The sequence below is a fragment of the Paenibacillus sp. J22FR5 genome (assembly GCF_059691975.1).
Window position 1 is genome coordinate 73,728 of record NZ_JCAUAN010000026.1, and the last position, 24,891, is coordinate 98,618.

The 24,891-nt window shown below is 42.5% G+C and carries 16 protein-coding genes; 14 read left to right on the forward strand and 2 right to left on the reverse strand.

The features are described from left to right. The first annotated feature begins 148 nt into the window (after positions 1–148). The 12 genes from AC58P7_RS25530 to AC58P7_RS25585 all read left to right on the forward strand — a co-directional run bounded on the left by AC58P7_RS25530 (position 149) and on the right by AC58P7_RS25585 (position 21,740). Positions 149–847 carry a vWA domain-containing protein gene (locus AC58P7_RS25530; RefSeq protein ID WP_497347971.1) on the forward strand — a complete coding sequence of 233 codons (699 nt, stop codon included), beginning with the start codon at positions 149–151 and terminating at the stop codon, positions 845–847. 11 nt (positions 848–858) lie between these two features. Next, entirely contained in the window at positions 859–1,620 is a 762-nt protein-coding gene (locus AC58P7_RS25535; RefSeq protein ID WP_497347973.1) for a protein phosphatase 2C domain-containing protein, read from the forward strand. Positions 1,621–1,832: 212 nt separating this feature from the next. Then, positions 1,833–3,827: a BUD32 family EKC/KEOPS complex subunit gene (locus AC58P7_RS25540; protein WP_497347975.1), complete on the forward strand. Its 1,995-nt coding sequence runs from the start codon at positions 1,833–1,835 to the stop codon at positions 3,825–3,827. A 916-nt stretch (positions 3,828–4,743) separates the two neighbouring features. Beyond that, entirely contained in the window at positions 4,744–6,069 is a 1,326-nt protein-coding gene (locus tag AC58P7_RS25545; RefSeq protein WP_497347977.1) for a TcaA NTF2-like domain-containing protein, read from the forward strand. A 263-nt stretch (positions 6,070–6,332) separates the two neighbouring features. After that, positions 6,333–8,237 (forward strand): leucine-rich repeat domain-containing protein, encoded by a 1,905-nt coding sequence (locus AC58P7_RS25550; protein ID WP_497347979.1) that lies wholly within the window; start codon positions 6,333–6,335, stop codon positions 8,235–8,237. Between the two features lie 204 nt (positions 8,238–8,441). Next, positions 8,442–9,239, forward strand: coding sequence for a DoxX-like family protein (locus tag AC58P7_RS25555; protein ID WP_497347981.1), 798 nt, complete (start codon positions 8,442–8,444; stop codon positions 9,237–9,239). Continuing rightward, positions 9,236–9,910 (forward strand): DUF4166 domain-containing protein, encoded by a 675-nt coding sequence (locus AC58P7_RS25560; protein ID WP_497347983.1) that lies wholly within the window; start codon positions 9,236–9,238, stop codon positions 9,908–9,910. Before AC58P7_RS25555 ends, AC58P7_RS25560 begins: the two co-directional genes overlap by 4 nt. Positions 9,911–10,045: 135 nt before the next feature. After that, positions 10,046–10,936, forward strand: coding sequence for a prohibitin family protein (locus tag AC58P7_RS25565; RefSeq protein ID WP_497347985.1), 891 nt, complete (start codon positions 10,046–10,048; stop codon positions 10,934–10,936). Between the two features lie 269 nt (positions 10,937–11,205). Next, positions 11,206–12,639 (forward strand): patatin-like phospholipase family protein, encoded by a 1,434-nt coding sequence (locus AC58P7_RS25570; protein WP_497347987.1) that lies wholly within the window; start codon positions 11,206–11,208, stop codon positions 12,637–12,639. A 248-nt stretch (positions 12,640–12,887) separates the two neighbouring features. Further along, positions 12,888–14,588: a methyl-accepting chemotaxis protein gene (locus AC58P7_RS25575; RefSeq protein ID WP_497347989.1), complete on the forward strand. Its 1,701-nt coding sequence runs from the start codon at positions 12,888–12,890 to the stop codon at positions 14,586–14,588. 476 nt (positions 14,589–15,064) lie between these two features. Further along, complete coding sequence (locus tag AC58P7_RS25580; RefSeq protein ID WP_497347991.1) at positions 15,065–20,899, forward strand: InlB B-repeat-containing protein; 5,835 nt, start codon at positions 15,065–15,067, stop codon at positions 20,897–20,899. Between the two features lie 184 nt (positions 20,900–21,083). After that, complete coding sequence (locus AC58P7_RS25585; protein ID WP_497347993.1) at positions 21,084–21,740, forward strand: M48 family metallopeptidase; 657 nt, start codon at positions 21,084–21,086, stop codon at positions 21,738–21,740. A gap of 90 nt (positions 21,741–21,830) precedes the next feature. Here AC58P7_RS25585 and AC58P7_RS25590 read toward each other — a convergent pair whose 3' ends face one another. Next, on the reverse strand, positions 21,831–22,517 hold the full coding sequence (locus tag AC58P7_RS25590; RefSeq protein WP_497347995.1) for a response regulator: 687 nt from the start codon (positions 22,515–22,517) through the stop codon (positions 21,831–21,833). An 18-nt stretch (positions 22,518–22,535) separates the two neighbouring features. After that, on the reverse strand, positions 22,536–23,681 hold the full coding sequence (locus tag AC58P7_RS25595; protein WP_497347997.1) for a sensor histidine kinase: 1,146 nt from the start codon (positions 23,679–23,681) through the stop codon (positions 22,536–22,538). Between the two features lie 311 nt (positions 23,682–23,992). Between AC58P7_RS25595 and AC58P7_RS25600 the strand changes: the two genes are divergently transcribed. Both AC58P7_RS25600 and AC58P7_RS25605 read left to right on the forward strand, forming a co-directional pair. After that, on the forward strand, positions 23,993–24,346 hold the full coding sequence (locus AC58P7_RS25600; protein WP_497347999.1) for a helix-turn-helix transcriptional regulator: 354 nt from the start codon (positions 23,993–23,995) through the stop codon (positions 24,344–24,346). A 78-nt stretch (positions 24,347–24,424) separates the two neighbouring features. Then, positions 24,425–24,592 (forward strand): hypothetical protein, encoded by a 168-nt coding sequence (locus AC58P7_RS25605; protein WP_497348001.1) that lies wholly within the window; start codon positions 24,425–24,427, stop codon positions 24,590–24,592. Positions 24,593–24,891: the final 299 nt, after the last annotated feature.

Genomic DNA, 24,891 nt, shown 5'->3' on the forward strand with positions numbered 1-24,891 from the left:
TTGAGGAGGAAAAATCATGTATTCAGCAGAAATCAGCCGTTCAGATCCGTCTTGTTTTCTGTTTATTATTGACCAGTCCGGATCGATGTCCGACCCGTTCGGGGCTAGCTCAAAAGCCGGAAGTGTTTCCGATGCAATAAATCGTTTATTGCAAAATCTTAGTATAAAGTGTGCAAAGTCGGAAGGTATACGCGACTACTATCATGTTGGTGTGATCGGCTATGGCGCCAGCGTTGGGCCGGCATTCGGCGGTGTATTAGCCGGAAAGGAATTAGTGCCGATTAGTGAAATAGCAGATAATCCGTCAAGATTGGAAAAACGTCTGAAGAAAGTTCCGGATGGGGCAGGCGGGCTTGTAGATCAGCTTGTTAAGTTTCCTGTCTGGTTTGATCCTGTCGCGAACGGCGGTACTCCAATGTGCCAGGCGTTGAATACAGCCCATCTCATCTTGAGTCAATGGATCAGTGAATACGCTCATTGTTTTCCGCCGGTGGTCATTCATATTACGGACGGAGAATCCACCGACGGTGATCCGACTGCTGCAATGGAACAAATAAGGTTACTAGCTACGGACGATGGAAATGTATTGCTGTTCAACTTGCATATATCGGGCAGTCCGAGTGCGGTTGAGCTGCGTTTTCCGGAAACCTCGGATGGACTCCCTGACCAATATTCCAGGATGCTCTACGAAGGCTCAAGCATGCTGACACCATTTATGATCCGGGTGGCCAATCAGGAACATGAATTGAATCTTTCGGATGGATCAAGGGGATTTGTATTAAATGCCGATCTAACCCTTGTGATCCAGGCGCTTGACATTGGAACGCGTCCCGCCAATCTTAGATAGGGGGGGCTATGGTGCAAATAGAAAACACATGGTTTTCATTGCCAAAGGCGGGAAACCGCAAAGATGAATATGAAGATGCCGTTGGCAGCAGCATTTTTGTTAATAAGGATATTGCGTATTATAGATTCGCTATAGCCGACGGGGCTAGTGAATCTTCGTTTGCCGAGATATGGGCTGATTTGCTCGCAAGCGGTTATTGCAATGGCAAATTTGAAAGTAAACATATCGATAAATCCGTTTCCAAATTGTCAAAGGCTTGGAAGAGAAAACTAAATGCCAAAGACCTTCCCTGGTACGCTGAGGAGAAGTTAAAAAGCGGGGCGTTCTCTACATTAGCCGGAATCACTTTTCGTTTGACGGATGCCTCATCCGCGGGGTTTGATGCGGTAGCGATCGGTGACAGCTGTATATTTCAAGTTCGGGGTGATAAAATTATCGCCTTTTTTCCTTTGAGCTCCGTCGATGATTTTCATAATAGGCCGGTTCTTATATCGAGTAACACAGCCAATAACATTCACCTTACAATGTTCGTTAAAAAATGGACCGGTACTGCCCAAACGGGAGACACCTTTTTGTTAATGACCGATGCCCTGGCATGCTGGATATTAACTCGTTACGAGGAAGACCCAAGCGTAATAAAGAAAATACAAGGGTTAGCCGGTGAACATGACTTCATAAATTTAGTTCAGTCCGAAAGGAAGTTAATTTGCCGCGACGGCGGTTTTTATCTAAGAAATGATGATGTTACATTAATTCGGGTAAATCTATTGTAAGGGGATGTGAGGTGATGTTATGGCCCACTCCACAGGATTATAGGGAAGCGATACAAAATCCGCAAATTTGTTTCAAGGACCCGGAGCTTCAATCCGGACTCCCTGAATTGGATAAGCTTGGACTGCCTCGTCCTATTTCGGGAGGTTTCGCTAGTGTTTACAAAATAAAGTGCGGAAAGACGGAATGGGCGGTCAGGTGCTTTACCAATAACGTGAAGGATCAAAAGGTCCGTTACGATGCCATCAGCTTGCATTTAAGCTCCGTTAATCTCCCTTATATCGTCCCTTTTGAGTACCTCTCTGAAGGCATAAAAATAAACGGCAATTGGTTTCCAGTTGTTAAAATGCAGTGGGTTGAGGGGGAATCGCTGCTTCATTATATCCAAAGAAATTTGCATAACGTTGAAATATTGAAAGGACTAGCAAATAAATGGCTAAAAATGATCACTGAGCTGCACATGGCAAATATTGCGCATGGCGACCTGCAGCATGGCAACATATTGATTCACAATGATGAAATTATTCTGATCGATTATGATGGTATGTATGTACCAGGCTTAAACGGCATGAAAAGCATCGAGCTCGGTCACAGAAATTATCAACACCCCGGAAGAAACGAAGGACACTTTGGGCCGTATATCGATAACTTTTCAGCGTGGGTCATTTTGATTTCAATAGCAGCCGTTTCTGTGGATGCTTCATTATGGAATTCGCTTGGAGCGGGAGAAGGTGAAGAATGTCTCCTCTTTCGACAGAAAGACTTTGTCTCGCCAGGCGCATCTCGCGCTTTTGAATTTCTGGAACTTGTTGATGATGAAACGTTACGTTTTTTGGTAAACTCCTTTCGTGATGTTACGGCAATAGAAATGCCGAAGGTGCCTCGGCCCCCTGATCCCGAATCACTGGTTGATGCCATGCATCCTTTAGCCGCCTCTATCTCAGCCGCCTCTGCAACGAAATTAATGACTCATCTAGCAGCCTTCTCTGATTGGCTCGCTAGGAAGATGCGGTCAGCCGCTGTCCAATCACAACCAGAAACATCGTATCCTGTTGGTTCGTCGTGGGTACTGGATTATCTCACAACGGAAGCAATACCTTGCAAGTCTCTGTCAAAAGATAGGTTCGTGTTGGAAAGAACCATTTCATTATTGGTATTAACTACCGCAGCATCGGCTGCAACTGTTATGTATGGAAACGCTCCGGTTACAGCTTTAGTATCCTGCACGACTTTGGGATTAGGTGTGGAGATGGCCTTTTTAAGCTGGTGTTATGTGAAACTTCCCACTGTTAAAGTAAAGAGAACCACGTCTGAAAAAATAAAGGAGCTTGAATATGTTGTTTCCGATCTGACAAGCGAATTGAACGAAGTCAACGATATAAAGCATAAGTTCCAACAGATGGAGGAAGACAAGATAAACGATATATTACGAAGGCAAGGGGAAGTATCGGAACGAGAAAAGAATGAAACGGACAAATTGCAGAAGGAACTCCGGAGTCATATAAGCGAAATCGTGGGTGAAAGACAAATCATAGATCAGGAGGAAAAAACCGAGCTTGCCGGCGCATTGGCCTCTTTCCAAAAAACTTGGTTGGAAAATCAATTAATGAAGATTAGGATTAGCCAAGAAAAAATACCAGATATAGACGATGAAATCAAACGGCGTTTAAGATCGAGCGGAATTCGTACGCCGGCTGATTTTTTGGACATTAATATCTTCCAGTCCTATGGCCGCAAAAAAATTGAAAAGGTGTATATGATATTAAAAAACGGGGGCTCGGTTCATGTAGGAATGAGTCCATCCCAAGCGAAAGCGCTGGTAGAGTGGAAAAAAAAGATAGAACGCAAGTATAGGACTAAAATCCCCCAATCCGTTCCTCGTAGTGAAATCACAGCCATAAAATCAAAATTTAAGGACAGGAAATCAATATTGAATAACTTAGAACAAACTTATCAAAACAGTTGGCAGGACATGATATCAAACAAAAGGCAATCCTATAGTCTGGAGTATGATTTCATAAAGAGGGAAGAACATACCGCCAGAATCAACCTGAATAACGAACTCAACCAATTCGATAAGGAGATAGCTGAAATAAATAAGCACCTTGCAGGAAAACAATGGGAGCTTCACCATCTGAGTAAACAAATGAATTCTTTTAAGGACGTTAATTTCTTGAGATTCTTAAGGAGAGTATTCCTTTTCAATTGAGAAGTATGCGGCGGCCTTATGAAGTGGGAGCAATGGGGTAAGGGTAACAGATCGCCTATTTTAAAAGACCTTATGAGGATTATAAGAGATTTGAAAAGTAAGCCGCCTCTCCAAACATCCTGATCATCGCGGCGGCGAATTATGGTTCTACCTAGCCACGGTTCGATTTCCTGAGCCCTTGTCCGAGCAAAATCACAATGTTTATGTGAACTGCACCCCATTTGTTAGACACCATCTAACGTTGGGGTACAGTTTTTTTATTCAATTGAGAGTGAATTGGAATGAAAGAGGTGAGTCGGTTGACTGCTAGTTCGAAATGAAACAGCGCTATAAAATTAGTAGTACAGAAGTGGTTTAAGCGTAAAATAGGACACATTTGAATGAACTATATATAGTCATTAAGAAAAAGAACCTGAACGATTGGTACAGCAATCGCTCGGGTTCTTATGCTTCTTTGCGGCGTATTTCTATTGAGTGGGAACGAGTTTATTCTTAACAGAAGGTAGCGAAGCTACATGTTCAATGTGTTATAAGAGGCTTCATATCTTTTTATTCCCTTTTCCAACGCAAGGCAATGGAATTCCAACACAAGTACATGCATTGCAAATGCTCGAAGAGTTGTACGATAAACATGTAAAATCAATTCTGGCATCATCATATCAACGAAGTTAGATGGAACGATAGAGTGATTCATATCCTTGGCCAGGTAAGGAATTCAATTCCGATCTGGCTTTTTCCGTTTATATTTGTTCTGAAATTTGTAGTCTTCCGATAATATCATTTTCATTAATCTATCAGGGATAGCATACTTTTATCATACAACAAATAAATATTTTCCAAATCCACCCACTGAAGCAGGAAAATTTTAGGTAAATATCGAATTTATCAGAAAAATGACGAAAATTGGAGTGAGCAAATGTTCAGCAAGCTAAGCAAAAAAACAAGGATTCTAATCGGGGGCATACTAATCGTTGTACTTTCTGCCGGGGGTAGTGGCGGCTACTTGTTAATGAAAAACAATCATCATAAGTCACTGGTCAATGAATATAACAAAGGTTTTAGCACGATACAAGAGGCCAGCGCCACCTTCAAAACCAAACTTGACACTCCACCTACCGATGTAAAGACACTTCAAGACATGATCACCTTTTATAAGGACCTACAGTCTAAAAACACCTTTGTTTCGCAATTTAAGGAATTAAACAATAATTCTAAATATAAATCGCTCCAAGCAAACGAGAAGAAAGAACCCGAAGTACATGATCTTGATATGGCGACTACCCAACTTGCCGATAAGCTCAAAGATATTGAAAAACTGCAAAGCGTTCTGCAACGGAGCACGAACCTTGACACAGAGATTAGCGATTTTGCAAATCATATAAATGACTTTGACTATGACCAGTATAGAAAAAGCGATGATCTTTCTAAAAGAAATAGCAGTTTGAAAGACGAGCTGCTCAGTTTGGTGATATCTGATAAGTTTAAGGAAGTGCAACTCTCCTTTGTTCAAGCTCTTAATAGTCGAGGCAACGCCATTGATGAACTCCAAAAAATATTTAATTCATTTGACGGTTACCATTGGGCTCTAAAATCGTTTGATAGATATTTGGAAGCGATAAATATGAATTTGGAGGAAGCACAACAAGTTCCGGATATTCAGTTTGGTAGTTTTATTACGAGAGCATATGACCAAGTCAAATTGTCGCTGCGGGATCGGACTAGTATGGATGACAGATGGAACGAAGCCACCAAGCATAAAACGGAATATGATAAGCTGACAGCATCGTATTCGGGACTAATTGGGCTACCCCTGGCTGATACTTCCAAATTGACATTGAAACAAGAGGTGAGACCTTCTAGTAGTGATTTGCGTGCAACCATATTTTTACAGGACTACCTGCGAAAAGGCATGATGGCGCTTGCGAAAAAGAATTTTTACATTGTACAACCGTATCTTGATAAAGATGGCAAGTCATATTGGGAACAGTTCAATTACATGGACTATTTACAAAGTAAGGGTATCAGCGAGAGCTTGATTTCAGTTGAAGTCAAATCCGTTGAGCCGATCGATACGAAATATATGAAAATAACGACATCTGAGAAGTATTATCTTTCCTATGGCGATGGGACCCATAAGATCAAAACCTTTACTTCAGTTTATAAACTTACGAAAACTTCAGCTGATTCTTATATGGTGAACGAACTGATGACGAATAAGGAAGAAGAGAGTATTGATAAGTAAAACAAAAAAGATCACCACCATTAGTCCTATTGGCTCAATGGCAGGCGATCTTTTTTTTGCTGTTTCACCGATATGACGCTTTAACTTTAACGGGAGTTAGGTTAATTAACCTAGCTCCTTTATCTTTTATTATAGAGTTACTGAGAAATATTTCCAAATAAAAGGATTATAAACCCATTTGTCGAAAAATAAGTAATCATGTAGGTTTCTGGAATCAATCCAATTACCTAGCATTCAGAAATATATCGACGCGGAGGCATAACATGCGAATAACAGCAAAAGTAGTCTTATCCCTATTCATTTTGATTCAGTTCTTCGGTTTAAATCTAGTTGGCCAGGCCAATGTTGCAAAAGCCGAATCAGCAAACGTAGTAAACATAGAGGATCCAGCCTTAGAGTCATTAATAAAAAAGAAACTGGGGATAACGAACGGTTCGATCACCATTGCAGATATCGAGTCATTGCGTGAAATTTCCGGAGCTAGTTGGCTTGGGATTAAAAGTTTAAAAGGATTAGAATACGCAAAGAACTTGACTACCTTATATATTGGCGAGAATAAACTTACGGATCTCTCTCCAATCGCTAAATTAACAAAGCTAACTTCTATTGATTTTAATCATAATGAGATAACGGATATTACGCCCTTGAAGGAACTGATCAATCTTAAAGATCTCTCTTTATATGACAATAAAATTACTAATATTGAGCCTCTACAAAAGCTAATTAAACTTCAAAGATTAGACATTTACAACAATGAGATTACAGATATAACGGCACTGCAAGAGATGAAGGATCTAATGTCTCTAACTGCGTATTACAATCATATTGAGGACATTTCTCCTTTATCAGGACTGACTCAATTGAGCGCTCTTTTTATAAGCAATAACCGTATTCAAGATATTAGCCCTCTAGAGAAATTATCAGAGATGTCTGCTCTCTCTATTAGTAGTAATCAAATCAAAGATTTAAGTGTGTTAAAGAATATGCCGGATCTAAGGATTCTGAGTTTTGACGGAAACCCTATTAAAGATCTAACAATTATAAAGTACTTAAGTAAGGTGGAGAATCTGGATCTCAGCCATTTTGATATTCAAGACGTATCTTTCCTTCAAAATATGGTTAGTTTAACCGATCTGCAGCTGTCGCAAAATCGTATTATCGATATTTCACCACTCAATAAGCTTGTGTCTCTAGAACGTTTGGATCTATCTGAAAATGAGGTTTCAGATCTTACACCACTTTCTAAAATGGTAGGATTAACGAGTGTGATGCTTAGCGGTAATAAAGTCACTGATCTTACGCCTCTTCAAATGTTACCTAAGTTAACGACTCTTTTTCTGGATGCTAATCCTGTCAAAGACTTTACTTTACTTGGTCAAATCGATTCATTAACATTTCTAACGCTTGGTTCAAATCGATTAGAGAATGTAGATTTTCTCTCTAGTTTGAATAAGTTAGCATATCTCTATCTAGATCACAATAACATTACCGATTTGGATCCATTGAAGAATCTTAAAAGGCTTCAAAGTCTAAGTTTATCTGAAAATAAGATCGTAGATCTCCAACCATTAAAAGTGTTGACCGCGTTGGATGGTCTGGATATTAGTTTCAATCAAGTGAAGGATATATCTGCTCTTACAGGGCTTACGAAATTAAATAGATTAACATTAGCCAATAATCAGATTTCTAATATTGATGTTCTGAACAATTTTCCAAAGCTTTGGGAAATTAATCTTGTGAATAATCCATTGGAAGCTAGTAGCAATAGTGTAATTAAGGCTGGGGAAAGCCGAGGAGCTGTTATTAAATATGGCGATGTTATATCCGTCAAAGTTAATGGGTATGTTCAAAGTTACTACGGAGACGAGCAGCCATTGTTAGAAAATGGAACAGTCCTAGTCCCTATGCGTCGCATCTTTGTTGCTCTAGGAGCGGACATTACATGGGATGGTGAAACACAGACGATTACAGCGAGTAAAGGGAGTAGTAAAATCAGGTTAAAGATTAACTCCAATGAGGCGGTTATTAATGGTCGCAGCATTCAATTGGAAGTGTCCCCTCGTTTACACAATGAAACGACACTAGTTCCTGTTCGTTTTGTTAGTGAAGCGCTAGGTGCGCAGGTAAGCTGGGATCAAACCAATCAAATTGTTAGTATAGGAAAATAAATGTAAGTCGGCATTTCCATAATAATGGGGCACCCGAGGGGGTGCCCTTTAAAAGATGGCCGTGGAAAAGAGGAGACTTTTTTGCCAAGAAAACCAATATATGTAGAAATTATAATTTGCACTGATATAGAGTTGATATGGAAATATACACAGGACCCGATGCTGCACGAGAGTTGGGACTTGCGATTTTCTGAAATTCAATACTTGCCAAAGACTGCGGAGTCGGAACCCCAGCAGTTTAAATATGCGACTAAGATCGGATTCGGGATGCGTATTGAGGGCTTAGGGGAAACGTACAGCACATATGAAAAAGATGGTGTGAGAACGTCGGTTTTAAAATTCAGTTCTGATCAGTCACTATCTCTGATTCGTGAGGGGGCTGGTTTTTGGAGATACATACCTACGAAAGATGGGATTCGCTTCATAACCCAATATGATTATCAAACGCGATTTGGCAAGGTAGGGGAATGGTTTGACCAACTGATATTTAGGCCTATGATGGGATGGGCAACAGCTTGGAGTTTTGATCGGTTAAGGCTGTCACTGGAAAGGAGGATCTCACCTCGAGTTTCCTTCAGCCGTTCTCTGACAGACATATTGTGCATAAGTATTCTTTCATTTGATTGGATATATCAAGGTCTCGTTCCGAAACTGCTAGTGCAGAATTCTGGTGAAATGGACATTTTACAGAGTACGGGGCTCTTTCACGGCTATGATTCGATTTTTCTGGCTGTCATGGGGATTGGTGAAATCAGCTTTGGTCTTATTCTATTATTTGTTGGCCGGAAATGGAGAAAGATCATGTACCTGTTAAACTTGATTTTTATGGTTTTTCTTTGTATTAGTGCAATAGGACAGCCACATGTCTATGTCGAGCCTTTCAATCCGATTACACTCAATGCCAGCATGATTGCTTTGTCCCTTGTAGGGCTGTTGCAGCTGCGTGATTTGCCAAATGCTAGTCGCTGTAAGCGCATAGTACATTGGAGGGAAGAGTCATGAGTTCAATTTACCAAAAAGTGCTAGGGTCCGATTATTCAAAGCTGCATCCCAACATTCAAAAACGATTCGGTTTCAGCAGCAGCGATGGCATAGCGGCTATAGGCCGTGGAACAATGGACAGAGTTTGGTATGGTAAATGGTTTACATTGCCGTTTCTATATATGGGGACGTGGCACAACATCCTATTTCCGCAAAAAGGTGAGAATATTCCATTCACCATACATAACTATGCCTATATAGATAGTTTCGGACGAGAGACTGTTACATGGGTACGGAGTTTTGATTTTCAGAATCGGGTACGTAGATTTGATGCTACGATGATTTACAGTGAGCAACGTCAAAAAATTATTGATTACTTAGGCACACACCAGCACCTTGCCGTAGAGATCGATATGTCCGTTGCGGACAATGGAGGCATCAAGCTGCGCTCTGGTAATCAATATTTTTATGAGGGACTGCTGGGGTTTCGATTTCCAATGATTGCTTCGGGTTATGCAGACGTTTGTGAATGGTATGACGATGTAGATGGGAAGTTCCGGATTGATGTTCAGGTTCATAACAAAACGTTCGGACCTCTGTTCGGATACAGCGGCCGGTTTTATGTGGTATATGTGCATGGTGATCCAATACCTGCTGAGGTGAAGCCTGTCAGAGAAGAGAAGCGCGAATAGAATTGAGAAAGAGTGAGTAAGATCCTCAAGCAACTTCGAAAATATTGATTGAAAGGATAGTTAGATGAATACATTTTGAAGTAAAGAGATTACGCGGTACGAATAAACAAATTTTCTATTCAGGAGAGTGTCACTATGGAAACAGGTATGAACGTAAGAAAAGGATCGACTTTAACCAATGGGATCAAATATGGAGCTGGTGGAGTTGCGATATTACTATTAGTTTTGACTTCGTTTAGTACAGTAGAGAACGGTCATGTTGGATTCAGAAAAACATTAGGTAGCGTTAGTCCAACAGTGCTTGAGCCGGGTCCTCATTGGAAGTGGCCGTTCATCTCAAGTATTGTAGAAGTCAATACTCAAGTAGCAAAATCGGAAGCTGACGCAGCAGCGTCTTCTAAAGACTTACAACCCGTACATAGTCATGTTGCTGTTAACTTTACAATTCCTAAGGGAGTAGCTTACAAGTTACTTCATGACGTTGGTTTAGACTACGACACCAAAGTAATCAATCCTCATGTACAAGAGATTTTTAAAGAAGTTACAGCTAAGTACAGTGCAGAGGAGCTAATTTCTAAACGTGAACGTGTAGCATTAGAAACAAACGAATTATTAAAGAAAGCTCTAGAGGCTTACAACATCCAAGTAGGGGATATCTCTATTGTTAACTTTACATTCTCTGATGCATTTAATCAGTCCATTGAGCAGAAACAAATTGCAGCACAAAATGCAATGAAAGCTCAGAACGATCTAGATAAAGCTAAGATCGACGCTCAGCAAAATGTAGTAAAAGCAGAAGCAGACGCTACTGCGGCAAAAGCTAAAGCGGATGCTGATCTTTACGTAGCACAACAAAAAGCAAAGGGTAACCAAGAGCTTGCTAAGTCAATTACTGCTGATTTAGTAGATTATAAATTCCTTGAGTCTTGGAAAGGCGATGTGCCTGACGCTTGGGGTAACGGTTCTCTGATTAACATGTTACCGAGCAAAACTCCAGTACAACCTACTGAAACTGCTAAGAAGTAATCTAATGAGTGAAAAGTAACGCATGTTTCCGTAAAGGATAATTCTCCCATGTGTCGAAATGTAACCATCTGGGGGTGACGATTGATGTCTGAGAAAGAGATACAACCGGAAACGGCTAAGGAGCTAGCGGACAGCCAGCGGGATAACCAAGCAAGCCTGGAAGAAGCGTTTCCGACGTCGGTGAATGATCAAATAACCGATTAACAGCAGGCACCCTCCGAGGTGCCTTTTTTGTAGTTGCAGACTAACGTGGAGGAGAGTGAACGAATGTGATTGGGTTGGCCTTATCCGGCGGCGGTTACCGGGCGTCCTTGTTTCATCTCGGTGTAATGGCCCGACTAGCCGATGAAGGGTTGTTGAAGGAGGTGCACGCTCTATCTACTGTTTCCGGCGGTTCGATTGTGGGCGCCTTTTATTATAAAATGCTGAGCGAGGAGCTGCGGAATGATCGGCCGTTGACCGACCAGGACTACCGAGACCTGATGCAGCGGGTTATCCGGGCGTTTGTTGCTGTTGTTCAGGAAGATCTGCGGAATCGCGTAGTCATTACCGGTGGCATCTCGCGCTTGGTTCCGGAGCCGATCCTGAAGCGGCTGCTAGGGCTGGTTCATAAGGTGGTACCTACGCTGGACCCGGCGGTCATCCTCGACTCCAAGCTGGAGCAGGGAATGAGAGCCCTTATGTTTCAGACGACCGTTCTGCGTGACCTAATGGACACTCCTGTCCATCCCGAGAACAGGAAGCCAGAGCTGATCCTGAACACCTCCATTCTGGAGAATGGACAGCCTTTATTTATCTCCACGAATCCGACCAGCTTACTATGGGGGCATAATGAGCGCAATCATGCGATTCGCGCCGATGAGATGATCAATCTCCCCCTATCCAAGGCGGTGGCGGCCTCCGCTTGTGTCCCCGGTCTCTTCAACCCCATTACTATCCCGTTCGGGGATCGTATGGTGCATGGGGTGGACGGAGGGGTATTGGACAATCTGGGCGGCCATGCCATTCAGCTGCTTTGGCAAGAGGGGATGTCGGTCCTGCTCAGCGATGCGTCCAAGCCGCTTCATATTGAGAATTATGCGGAAGTCGATTCCGTTGAGTCGTTCTTTCGCATTCAGGACCTTTTCATGAGTGCCATTCGCGACCTTCGGATCGAGGGGACGGATGATACCATTGTAGATATGCGAAAAGAGATCCCCGGCATTGATCCGACGGTGCGGACGCTGGCGATGACGATGAGGACCGATCTGAACGCGTTCTCCGAAGTGGAGGCATACTCGCTGATGTACGTCGGGTACTGCGCTTGTGGTCAAGAAATGGACAAGCTGCAGGGACAATATGCCGGCGAATGGTCATCGGCGAAGAAGGTCGGGGAAGACTGGCCCTTCCTATCCATTCGTTCTTATGTGGAGACGCCGACGCCGGAGTATTTGACGTTGATGGGGCAGAAGGCGAAGAGGCGTTTCTCGGTGCCGAACCTGTCGTTGTCTCGTGCGGTCAGCTTGAGCTATCTGCTGCTCTATCTGGCGGTGTTTGTCTACATATGGGTCCATCACGGCGTGTATGAAGCTATCTGGTACGTGGGTTTTATTCCGGTTCTTCTGGTATCGCTCGGGGGCGTTTTATTTCTTAAGCGACACGTTACCAAAGGCAAGCGCAAAGGGACGACGGCATCCTTGAACGAGAGCAGTCTGACTTCGTAAATGCTTGATTAGCACATAGCAACAAGATCAGGTTCCTCTGTGTTACCCGTATTACCCTGTCATGGACTTTGTGTCCATGGCCTTTTTTTATACTTTTTTCTCAGAGGAAAATGATAAAGCGAAAAAAATTCACAAAGTATCACGTCATTGTCATATTTTATATGTTAATATGTCGATTAATGGAATATTATGTCGGAATTTTTAGATATCTCCGATTCAGGGCGAAGACGATATGAAGGGTGAGAAGGATGAAAACAAGAATAAATTTGAATTTAGCTGGTAAAATGATTGCTTCGTATTTAGGGGTGATTGTGCTTATGGTCATCTTAGGTACATACGCTTTTAGTTCACTACGGACGTTAAACGCTAATCAGGAAACGATATTAAATCAGGGATTATTCCCTACTTCACAGTTAGGGGAAATAGGCATTTTAGCCGAGAATACCAGAGTTAATATGCTAAGTGCTGTCAAAAACAAAGATCCAAAGTTTGTGGATGTTGCAGAAAAGAATCTAGAAGAGATCAAGAATAAGATAGACAGGTACTCAATCCTACAACTTAGTCCAAAGGAAATGGAAATTTTGGGGGATTTTAAAACGAACTGGACTGATTTTAGCTCGATCGTAAGGGATAATATCCAACTGGTCAGAAGCAATCGTTATGCGGAAGCAAGTGAAGGGCTTACCAAAGGCGGAGTCCCCTTTAGTAAGGCATCAGAAAATATCAGACAGCTGTTAGCCGCAAACAATGAGAAAGTAAGTGTGATCAAAAATCAAAGTGAGCAGGTATATAGCCATTCTATTTGGTTTCTGCTCGGGGTTATTGCGTTTTCTACCATTTTGGCAGTAGGAATCGGTTTATTCTCGGGGCGCTCCTTGGCATCCCCAATCTTGAGAATTTCCGATCAAGTCAAACGAGTCGCGGAAGGTAATTTAACGCTTGACCCTATCACGGTCAAAAACAAGGATGAAGTTCGAACACTAGCAGAAGGAATCAATCATATGACGGAAAACCTGAAAAGGTTAATCCGACAAGTGGCAGAAACTTCTATAAGTGTAGCCGCTTCTTCCCAACAATTATCAGCAAGTGCCGAACAAAACAGTAAAGCAACGGAACAGATTGCTTCAACGGCTCAAGAATTGGCAGGTGGGGCGGAAAATCAAGTTCATAATATAACCAAAAGCTCGGAAGCTGTCAATGAAATGTCAGTGAGGGTCCAACAAATTGCTTCTAATGCGGTGTTAGTTTCTTCTACTGCGGAGCAAACTTCTTCTCATGCAGAGCAAGGGAATCAAGCGATTCAAACGGTCATTAAACAAATGCAGTCTATCCATCTGATCATGGAGCAGATGTCAAATGTCATCAAAGGACTAGGAGACCGATCCCTAGAGGTGGATAGTATAACTACCGCTATTACTGACATCGCTTCCCAGACCAATTTATTATCATTGAATGCTGCAATCGAAGCAGCCAGGGCAGGAGAGCACGGCCGAGGCTTTGCCGTAGTTGCTGGAGAGGTACAAAAGTTGGCAGAACAATCGGCAAGCTCGGCCAACGAAATATCACAAGTCATCACATTAATTCAAGATGGAATGAAAGATGCAATTCAAACCATGGAAAAAGCTTCACGAGAGGTGGTTCAAGGGATCGAAAGTGTTAATGTTGCTGGAGAATCCTTTGCCAAAATTCAAGATTCAGTTGATGATGTTTCCTCTCAAGTTCAAAAGGTTTCCACTGCTTCCCAACAAATAGCGGAAGGTACGAAGGAAGTGATCTTCTCCATTACTGAAGTGACCAAGATTGCTGAAATAACTTCCTATGGGACTCAAAACATGGCAGCTGCTACGGAAGAGCAGTTGGCTTCCATGGAGGAAATCAGTTCTTCCTCTGCTGCTTTATCCAAGCTGGCTGAAGAACTTCAAACATTGATTGAACAATTTAGCGTGTAAAAGGGTTAATTAATTGATAACGAAGTCATGGAAGTATTATTTGAAAATATACTTAATGTGATTAACCTGAGAGGTGTTTTCGTTTAAGGTTAAACTACCATTGTGCGCAGCCCAAAGGGGATTGAAGTCCGACTCTTTCTAAACGACCAGATAATATCCTTACTTTGAAAAAGAACGACGCCGCGGCGGAATACAAATACAGCTTTATTGTGAATTACGTATAATTTTTTATTATTTCGACTGCTCCACGATCCCATCCCCTTTTTGGGGATTTTTGCTTTGAAAAAAAAGCTTTCTAGTAAGAACGAAAACCGTGTCGAAATAAAGGGATTCAAGTTGAATCGTGGAATATGATTATAGGGCTATAGAACTATAAAGTTAAATATAAATGTCTAAGCAGGTGCGAGAAGTTCTTACTAAACAAATAGATGTTTATTCGATGAAAGCAAATCAGTAGATTTGGAGGAGGAAGTAGAGTGCGTTTGATAGGGAGAATAGGATTAAGCTTCATCCTTGTGATGTTGTTAGTGTTAGGTAGTGTGTCGGGACTATTAACACCTGGTAGTACGGCGAAGGTTGCAGCAGCGAGCGAAGAATGGAGTTTCTGCGCGGATGAGGGTGGATTTTGTGCATTTTCAGGGACGAAAGAAGTGCGCTACGGGATCTATGAAGGTTATGTAACTAATATTTTTACAGATGGTGTTTCATGCGAAACGAGTACAATTACAAATGTAGATCCTATGCCTGGCTATCCTAAGAAGTGTTACATTCGGGATGCAGATTTCGCTCATTTCGCGGGAGGAACGGGTAGTGAGGTTAGTCCTTATCTAATTGCAACCGCGAAACAGCTTGATGCTGTAAGAGAATATATGAACGAGGGTGTCTATTTTAAGCTGATTGCCGATATTGATTTAGGTGGTAGCTCCTATAATGAGGGTGCTGGCTGGGAGCCGATCGGGGAAAATGGGGAAGACAGATTTCAGGGTCATATCGACGGCAATGGATTCACAATTTCAAATTTAACGGTCAATTGGTCACTTAGTGAGTATCGAGGATTATTCGGATATATCGATGAGCAAGGCTCGGTTACGAATATGAGGTTGGAAAATGTAAATATTGCTGGTTATCGACATGTCGGTGGGTTAGCTGGAAAGAATGATGGTATGATCAGCAGCAGCTACGCTACTGGAAGTGTTAGCGGACAACTAAGAACGGGACAAGACAGTGCTTATGTAGGCGGCTTGGTTGGCCGCAATTATGGGACTATCAGCAGCAGTTATGCTTTGACAAGCGTAAGTGGAACTGAAACGCTTGCCCTTGGTGGTTTGGTTGGTGAGTCTTATGGCCAAATCATCAACAGCTACGCCACAGGGAGTGTGAGCGGAAACGGCAGAGATGCTGCGGGCGGATTAGTCGGCGCTAATTATAGTACAATCACCAATAGTTACGCTACTGGACTCGTGAGCGGCGTTAATATGGCGCATACGGGTGGCTTGGTGGGCAATAACTTTAGTAATAATCCTATCTCCAGCTTCTACGACAGTGGAACGACCACACCAGCAGACGAAGGAAAAGGTGTTGGTAAAATAACGGCTGAAATGAAGTTGCAAAGCACGTATTCGGATTGGGATTTCGAATCTGAGTGGTATCTGGTTCCTAATCAATATCCGCAATTATGGTCATTTACGACATTGTCTCAAGGTTCAGCACCAGGAACAACGAAATTAAACCATGTTGCAGAAGGCATGGAGTATTCGGTGGATAGGGAGATTTTCACTCCAATTACGGGTACTTCTATTGACAATATCATTGTCAAAGCAGGCAATACCATGATCATCCGTTTAAAAGGAAATTTTCCGGGTGTAAAGTTTTTTACGATCGAGCCAACAGATATCAAATCGATAGCATTCGCTGGTGGAGATGGTACGGCTAACAATCCTTATCTGATTGCAACCGATGATCAGCTCAATGAGGTTAGGAAGCATTTGAACGCTTTTTATAAGCTGACAGCAAACATTGATTTAGCAAGTTATGCGAACTGGATTCCGATCGGTGAGGATGGAGCCAGGTTTCAAGGACGTTTGGACGGCAATGGGTATAAAATCACGAATCTAACGATTGATACGATGGATGAATATATCGGATTGTTTGCTTTTATAGGTAAACATGGTGTTGTTACGAATATGCAACTGGAAGAAGCAAATATCTGGGGTCAATCTAAGGTAGGTAGTCTAGCAGGTCAGAATGAGGGGCAAATCAGCAACAGCTACGCCACAGGACGAGTGAATGCTTCGGGTGAAACAGCAGGGGGATTGGTCGGTTACAATTTGGATGGATATATCAACAACAGTTATGCCACAACCGATGTAAATGGGGAAACAAGAGTGGGTGGCTTAGTTGGACGGAATCATGATGTCGGATCGATCAACAACAGCTACGCTGCAGGACATGTAAGCGTGAGTGGATATGAGTCGACAAGCGGCGGTTTGGTGGGGGATAGTTCTTCGTCTTCTATCAACAACAGCTTTTACGACAGAGATATCACAGGGCAATTTGACGAAGGAAAAGGTGTTGGCAAAACAACGGCTGAAATGAAGTCGCTAAGCACGTATTCGTATTCGTATTCGGGTTGGGATTTCAATTCCGAGTGGTATCTGCTTCCTAATCAATATCCACAATTATGGTCATTTACGACTTTGTCTCAGGGGACGCTCCCGGCAACAACAAAATTGAACAATGTTGCAAGTGGGATGGCGTATTCCGTTAACGGAGGGAGCTACATCTCGATCGATGGCTTTTTAGTTGACAATATTCATGCAAAAACAGGAGATACGATCACTGTACGTGTAGAAGGAAATATTTCAAGCTCTAAGGCATTGACGGTCGCCGCAAATGACTTTTTGCCAATACCGTTCGCTGGCGGAGACGGTACGATTACTAATCCTTATCAGATCGCAACCGCGGCTCAACTTGATAAGATCAGAGATTATTTACAAATGAGTCTCTATTATCAACTGACTGATGATATTAATTTGGGAGAATACACGAATTGGAAGCCGATAGGTGGAGAAGATTCACCTTTTTTTGGAACCTTGGATGGAAATGGGCATAGGATTACGGGTTTATCGATTAATAGGCCGAACGAGAATGATGTGGGGTTATTTGGTCGTATAGGTGTAGGTAGTTCGATTACGAACATGAAGTTAGTAAATGTAAATGCAATAGGTTACTGGGTTGTAGGTGGTTTGGTTGGTAAAAATGATGGTTCAATTACCAATGTGATGTTGGAAGATGTACAGATTACGGGTTCATGGCTTGTTGCTGGATTGGCTGGTGTAAATATAGGTACGATCAGTCATAGCGCCGTCACAGGTAATGTGAATGGAAGTGATACTGTAGGCGGTTTGGTTGGTGAGAATGATACGACGACTGCATCCATCCTTAACAGTTATGCAATTGTGGATGTGAGTGGAGAAGACTGTATAGGTGGTTTGGTTGGAAGAGTTCTACATGGCGCAGCAATTAGTGCCAGCTATGCCACTGGAAGTGTGGTTGGAACAAGAAGTAATGTAGGCGGCCTGGTTGGTGCCAATGGTCTCAATGGTGATTATCCAGGAGGAACAATCAGCAATAGCTATGCCACAGGGGTTGTAACAGGGGGTGAAGCAGCTAATGTAGGTGGCTTAGTGGGTTTAAATCTAGCGGCTGTTAATAACAGCTTCTACTCCGATTCAACAGGGCAGAACGATGAAGGAAAAGGTCTTGCCAAAACAGCCGCCGAAATGAAGGAGCCGAGCACCTACTTGGATCCAAGTTGGGATTTTGCAACTACTTGGGCATTCCATTCATTGCGAAATAATGGATATCCCATTTTACGATCTTTCTACGTTAGTCTGACGTATGATGGGAACGGAAATATAGCGGGAAATATACCGACTTCTAGTGCTTTTTATACGAGTGGAGAAACTGTTGAGGTTTTAGTTTTAGTTAAAAATGGTTACTCTTTCGTCGGATGGAATACATCATCTGATGGAAGTGGAACGAACTATGCGGCAGCAGAAACATTTACGATAACAATGAATACAAAGTTGTATGCGCAATGGACGCTGAAGAAATACGACGTGAACTTCGAAACCAATGGAGGCGACATAGTAACAAAAGTGAATGCGAACTATGATACAAAAATCACAGCTCCTACTGAGCCATTGAAATCGAATTACGAGTTTGCAGGCTGGTATAAAGAGGCAGATTTTAGGACGCTGTGGGACTTTGGATCCGACAAAGTACTAGGTAATACAACGCTGTACGCGAATTGGACGTTGAAGAAATACGATGTGAACTTCGACTCCAATGGAGGCGACTTAGTAGCAAAAATGAATATGGGCTATGATACAAAAATCACTGCTCCTACTGAGCCATTGAAATCGAATTACGAGTTTGCCGGCTGGTATAAAGAGGCAGATTTTAGGACGCTGTGGGACTTTGAATCCGACAAAGTACTAGGCAGTACAACGCTGTACGCGAATTGGACGCTGAAGAAATACGACGTGAACTTCGACTCCAATGGAGGCAGCGGAGTAGTGGGTATGCAAGCGGACTATGATACAACAATCGCAGAGCCCTCCAATCCGCCATCGAAACCGAATCACGAGTTTGCAGGCTGGTATAAAGAAGATTTAGAGACTCTATGGAACTTTGGATCCGATAAAGTACTAGGTAATACAACGCTGTATGCGAAATGGACGCCTAACAACTACACGGTAAATTTTGCAGTAAACGATGGCAGTGAAGTAGCGAGCGTGCAAGCGGGCTATAATACGGTAATCACGGCGCCGTCCAACCCGACGAAAGCGAATTACACCTTTGCCGGTTGGTATAAAGAAACCGCGCTAACGACTCCATGGGACTTTGAATCATATAAAGTGCTAGGTGATACGACGCTGTATGCAAAATGGACGCGGAACAACTACATGGTAAGCTATGCAGTAAACGAGGGCAGTGAAGTAGCGAGTGTGCAAGCGGGCTATAATACGGTAATCACAGCACCGTCCAACCCGACGAAAGCGAACTATACCTTTGCTGGTTGGTATAAGGAATCCGCGCTAACGACTCCGTGGGACTTTGAAACAGACAAAGTGCTAGGCAATACGACGCTGTATGCGAAATGGACGCCGAACAACTACACGATAAGCTTTGCAGTAAATGAGGGCAGTGAAGTAGCGAGTGTGCAAGCGGGCTATGATACGGTAATTACAGTGCCGTCCAACCCGACGAAAGCGAACTATACTTTCGCTGGTTGGTATAAGGAAGATTTAACGACTCCATGGGTCTTTGTATCAGACAAAGTGCAAGGTAATACAACGCTATATGCGAAATGGATGCCGAGTAATTACATCGTGAACTTCGAATCCAAGGGTGGCAGCGATGTAGCGGGTGTGCAAGCGAACTATGATACAGCTATCACAGCACCTTCCGCGCCAACGAAAGCGAATTATACCTTTGCAGGCTGGTATAAGGAGTCCACGTTAACGACTCCCTGGGACTTTGAATCAGACAAGGTGCTAGGCGATACAACGTTGTTTGCCAAATGGTTAAGCACATCAGCAACCCTTACTTCCTATCTTGGCAACGTTAGCACAGGCGGAACGGCGAACGAAACGGTAACGAATATTACGTACGGGACTACACTGGACGCATTGAAAGCTTCGATCACCCCTGCAGCTAATGCAACATATCACATTTATGAAGCGGATGGCCACACAGAAGCAACTACGTTAGTCACAGGTTGTATGATTATCGTTACAGCGGAGGATGGGGTAGCGAGCGTGATTTACACCGTCAGCGTGAATGAACCACCGAGCAGCAATGCGCTGCTGTCCAGCTTAAATGTGCTCCAAGGGGGATTTGCAGCTGAGCTCCCGACATCGCAACTGGCGCATACAGTAATCGTGCCTAATAACATTTCAAATCTTACAATTTTCTATACTAAAGCAGACCCAACAGAAACGATTGTAGTTACAGGTGCAGTTTACAGCACGGTGACAAACGATGTGTATACGTATGTCGTGCCCGACCTGCTTGTAGGCACGAACTCAATTCAGATCAAGGTAATCGCGCAAGATGGAACGTTCAATGATTATGAAATCTACGTGAACCGTGAACCAGTCAAGATGATTGAGTTAATTGATGTAAATCATGACGGGGTTCTAGACATTATGGATGTTATTATGATGATCATTTCAAGTCCAGTAAGTTTGAGACAAGAGGATGTCGAAGAGTTGTTGAGTCAGATAAGTCCACAACTTAGGTGATTTTGTCGTTAAGTCAAACCAATCCTAGAAGCACTAACTTCTAGGGTTTCTTCCTTTCATTCACTATTTACTCCGAAATCCCTACCAAAACCAAATCATACTTTGATACAATAGGGGAACGAGAAGAGGGGATTTCCTTTTCTTTATCTGTTACACAAATCCCTCCAAAGAAACGATGATACCCATGAAAATCGAACTCGAAAACACAACCATAGACGTCAACGTCCAATACGGCATCCGCAAAAAACTCTACATCCACATCGATGACACGGGTTTCATCACCGTCAAAGCTCCGAATGACACCAGTCAGGAGCTGATCATTAACGCTGTGAAACAACACAGCAAGCCTATTCAAGAAAAGCTAAACGCCATCACCAAAGCGCGACAACCAATCCCCAAAGTCAGAGAATACGAAGACGAAGGCAAGTTTCTTCATCTTGGGAAATATCATTTCCTCCATGAGTTGATCGAAACGAATGGCTTATCGGAGGACGAGTTGAAAATCAACCTGAAGAAGTTCTATTTCGCTAGCTGCAAGAAGATCGTAGCAGAACGAATCAAAACCTATCAAACCCAACTAAAAGTCAAACCGAAGACGATCGAGATCGATGAGTCGCGGACGAAGTGGGGGAGCTGCAGCTCGGATAAAAAGCTAACGTTTAATTATCGCCTAGCCATGGCGCCCGTTGAGGTGATTGATTATGTTATCGTCCATGAGCTCTGTCACCTCTTGCATATGAATCATGATCGATCTTTTTGGAGGCGTGTAGGCAGCATTATGCCGGATTATAAAGAGAAGGAAGCGTACCTAGCCCGGTATGGACAGGCGATGACACTTTAATCTCTGGTACTCACCATATACAACAAAAAATAGCTAGGTTCTTGAACCTAGCTCCTTTCTCATCCCGTATTCATCATCTATCCGCCATCTCTAAAGATCATTCTCATGCAAATAAGCAATGGTTTCAGACCGACCAGAGACTTTCAGCTTTTTGTAAATGGCACTCAGATAATTCTTCACGGTACCCGTTGTTAAGAATAATTCGGAAGCGATAACTTGATTCGACTTCCCTTGTTTCAAGTTCCTTAGGATGTTCCGTTCCTGTATGGATAAACCAGGTAACTTGTCATCCTGCTGTTGCTCTGAAATAGGTTTGTGACTTTCTTCCGATGCGCGATCTTCATGCTCCTCTGATGTACGTAGAGCTTGGACAAGCCGTGGCTGAATACTTATGGGGTAAGTAATTCCACCATCTAAGCAGACCTGAATCGTTGCAAGTATTTTTTTAGTCTCGACGCCTTTAACTAAATAGCCGCTTGCACCATGACGTATCGCTTCCCAGATGTAAGCTTCGTCTTCAAAAGTTGTCAAAATGAGCACCTTGGTATCTGGAAATTCTGCTTTGATTCGTTTTGTTGCTTCTAATCCATCTAGCTTCGGCATATGAATATCCATCAAAACAAGTTGAGGACGATGCAGCTGCACTAGTGCGAGTGTAGTCAACCCATCACCTGTTTTAGCTACGACTGTATATTCTTCTTCCATGCTTAGAATAGCTGCTAAACCGTCACGGATGAGAGGTTGGTCGTCTGCGATAAGTATAGTTGTTGTAGACAATGCGATCACTCCTTCGGATCATTTTCGACTGAAGGGTATGGTTATATCCAGTGTTACTCCCCCAGATGAACCTTGGTTACGAATTGAAAATGCCCCTCCAACATCCTCGACTCTCTCTTTCATCGCGTTTAGTCCGTAACCCATAACAATTTGGTTTGGTGCATGACCATTATCGGATAAGACAACTCGAATCACCCCATCATGATAAGTCAACGAGAAGTGAAAATAGGTGCTCATCCCATGACGAATGCCATTGGTAAGACCCTCTTGTAGTGCGCGATAGATGGTTATCTCGATAATGGGTGACAGATCAGGCGTCATTGTGTCTATTGTGTAGGCAATTTCCACATTCGTTTGCTTTTTCGTATCATCGATCAACCTCATAAGCTCGGGTATAAACGAGTGATCTGGGAAGTTTTCTCGCAAAACATGTACGGAGCTTCGTACGTCATCCAGGCCTCGTTGAATACTTTCTTTCGTTCTGTCGATCATCTCTTTGGCAAGTGGAACATGATTTTTCTCAATGGCATGTGCTGCTGTCTGTAACCCGGTTAATGCTGAGGTAAGCGTGTGTCCTACGGAGTCATGAATGTCACGGGATATTCGTGTCCGTTCTTGTAGTTTCGCTTTCTGCTCCAACGCAATAGAGGTAATTCGCAGTTGTTCATTGTCTGTAGCCAACTGGTTCTTTTGCTGAAAAGCTATTTTGGCAAGAAGGCTCATCCCGAATATAGCAAAGAAGTCCACAACTCGCGGAATAAGTAAGTAGATTTGCTCAAAAGGCGGAAAGTGACGATAGATCAATACGCCTAACAGAACACAAGCATAATTCATTGTAGTGAAGATAATGGCATGTTTTCTGGATTGATGAAACGTAAATTCTCCAATGAGGATTAGGAGATAGATTTGTGAGAAAAAGCTCTCCGACCATACACATATCAATAAAGCCAAGGCTAGTTGACCATATAAAAAGCGCATGCCCGTCACTCCGTGCAGAGCGATCTTCAAGACGTAATCTCGAATAAGGACGATAGCCACATACGTGCATGCTAGCCCCAAAAGTCCAATCGAAAAATTACTCGTATGGAACAATACGAAGAATGTTGCCCCTATAACGATGATATTCAAAATGAGCGTCATTTTATTATTTAATTGTACATCCATATAAGTGGCCCTCTAGTAGAATGATCTGGTTTCTACTTATTTTACCATAAACATGACTTAAGTCATATAAAACGGGGCGGAACTGACGAGTAATAGCGAAAAAACGGCTTTTCTAGTGAACTTCTTCATCTAGGATAGGTCTTTGGTAGCATTTATAATAAGGGGAGTGGATATTGATAATGGCAAGGGAGGCATGTCCAAATTGTTACTGATTTTATGGAATTTACTTGGTGGCATTCTTCTAATCTTGAGTTTATATATGCTCATCCGATCATTATTGGAACGTAACCCTGAGTAGGAGAGACTACGATTTGAAAGAAGACGATCATTGCAGCAAGAACAGCGGAATTCGTGAAGAGTACAGCATCGACTATGAGAGTATGAATGAGTTTCTTATTCAGGAAACGGGTACGTCCATGGACGATTTTTCTAATCGGTATCAAATAACGAAGCGAGAGTCGGAGATTTTGTTGATGATTGCCGTATATGGATTTTCTAATTACGAAATTGCCGAACATTGCAGGATCAGCGAAAAAACGGTCAAGATTCATCTTGCTAATATAATGAACAAAGCGGGCATCAAATCGATGCGGAAATTGCTTTCTTTGTTATTTAATCATGTCCTATATTTTCGTGAAGGTAAGTCATTACCTGAGGAAAAGTAGTAATCATAAATATGTCGATGCCATATCATTGTCGATTGCTATAAATCGAGCGAGGATGTCAAAAAATATATTCACATGATGCTAGATCCTGAAAGTACGGAAAATCAATTATTTGAAGCAGCGGAAAAGAAGATTTTGATCCAGTTTTATCCTGACCGCGGTGAGCCTAAAATGAAATTTGCAGATGCTAAGAAAGCTATTTCTGAATTTGCCAAGCTTAGAGGATTGATTATAAATATTGCTTAACCAGCCGTCCACGATCACACCACTTGTGATGGGACGGTTTTTCTTCTAATATTTTCATGGTTTCCTTTGCTTCAGTTTCTTTAACTTTTTCACTCTGCCTCAGCAAGGATCCGATTTACACATTATCTGCATTAGGAATTATAGTAAAATAGACAATAATGCCGCCCTTGGGAGTATTCCTGCAGATGTAGCGAAGGACCGCTGGTCGGCACCTTATATTTCTGTTGTATACGAACCTGCCCCTTCTGTTTAATGGTTAAGGGATTCTTTTTATAAGTCTGATAGACTTGTTCAACTTC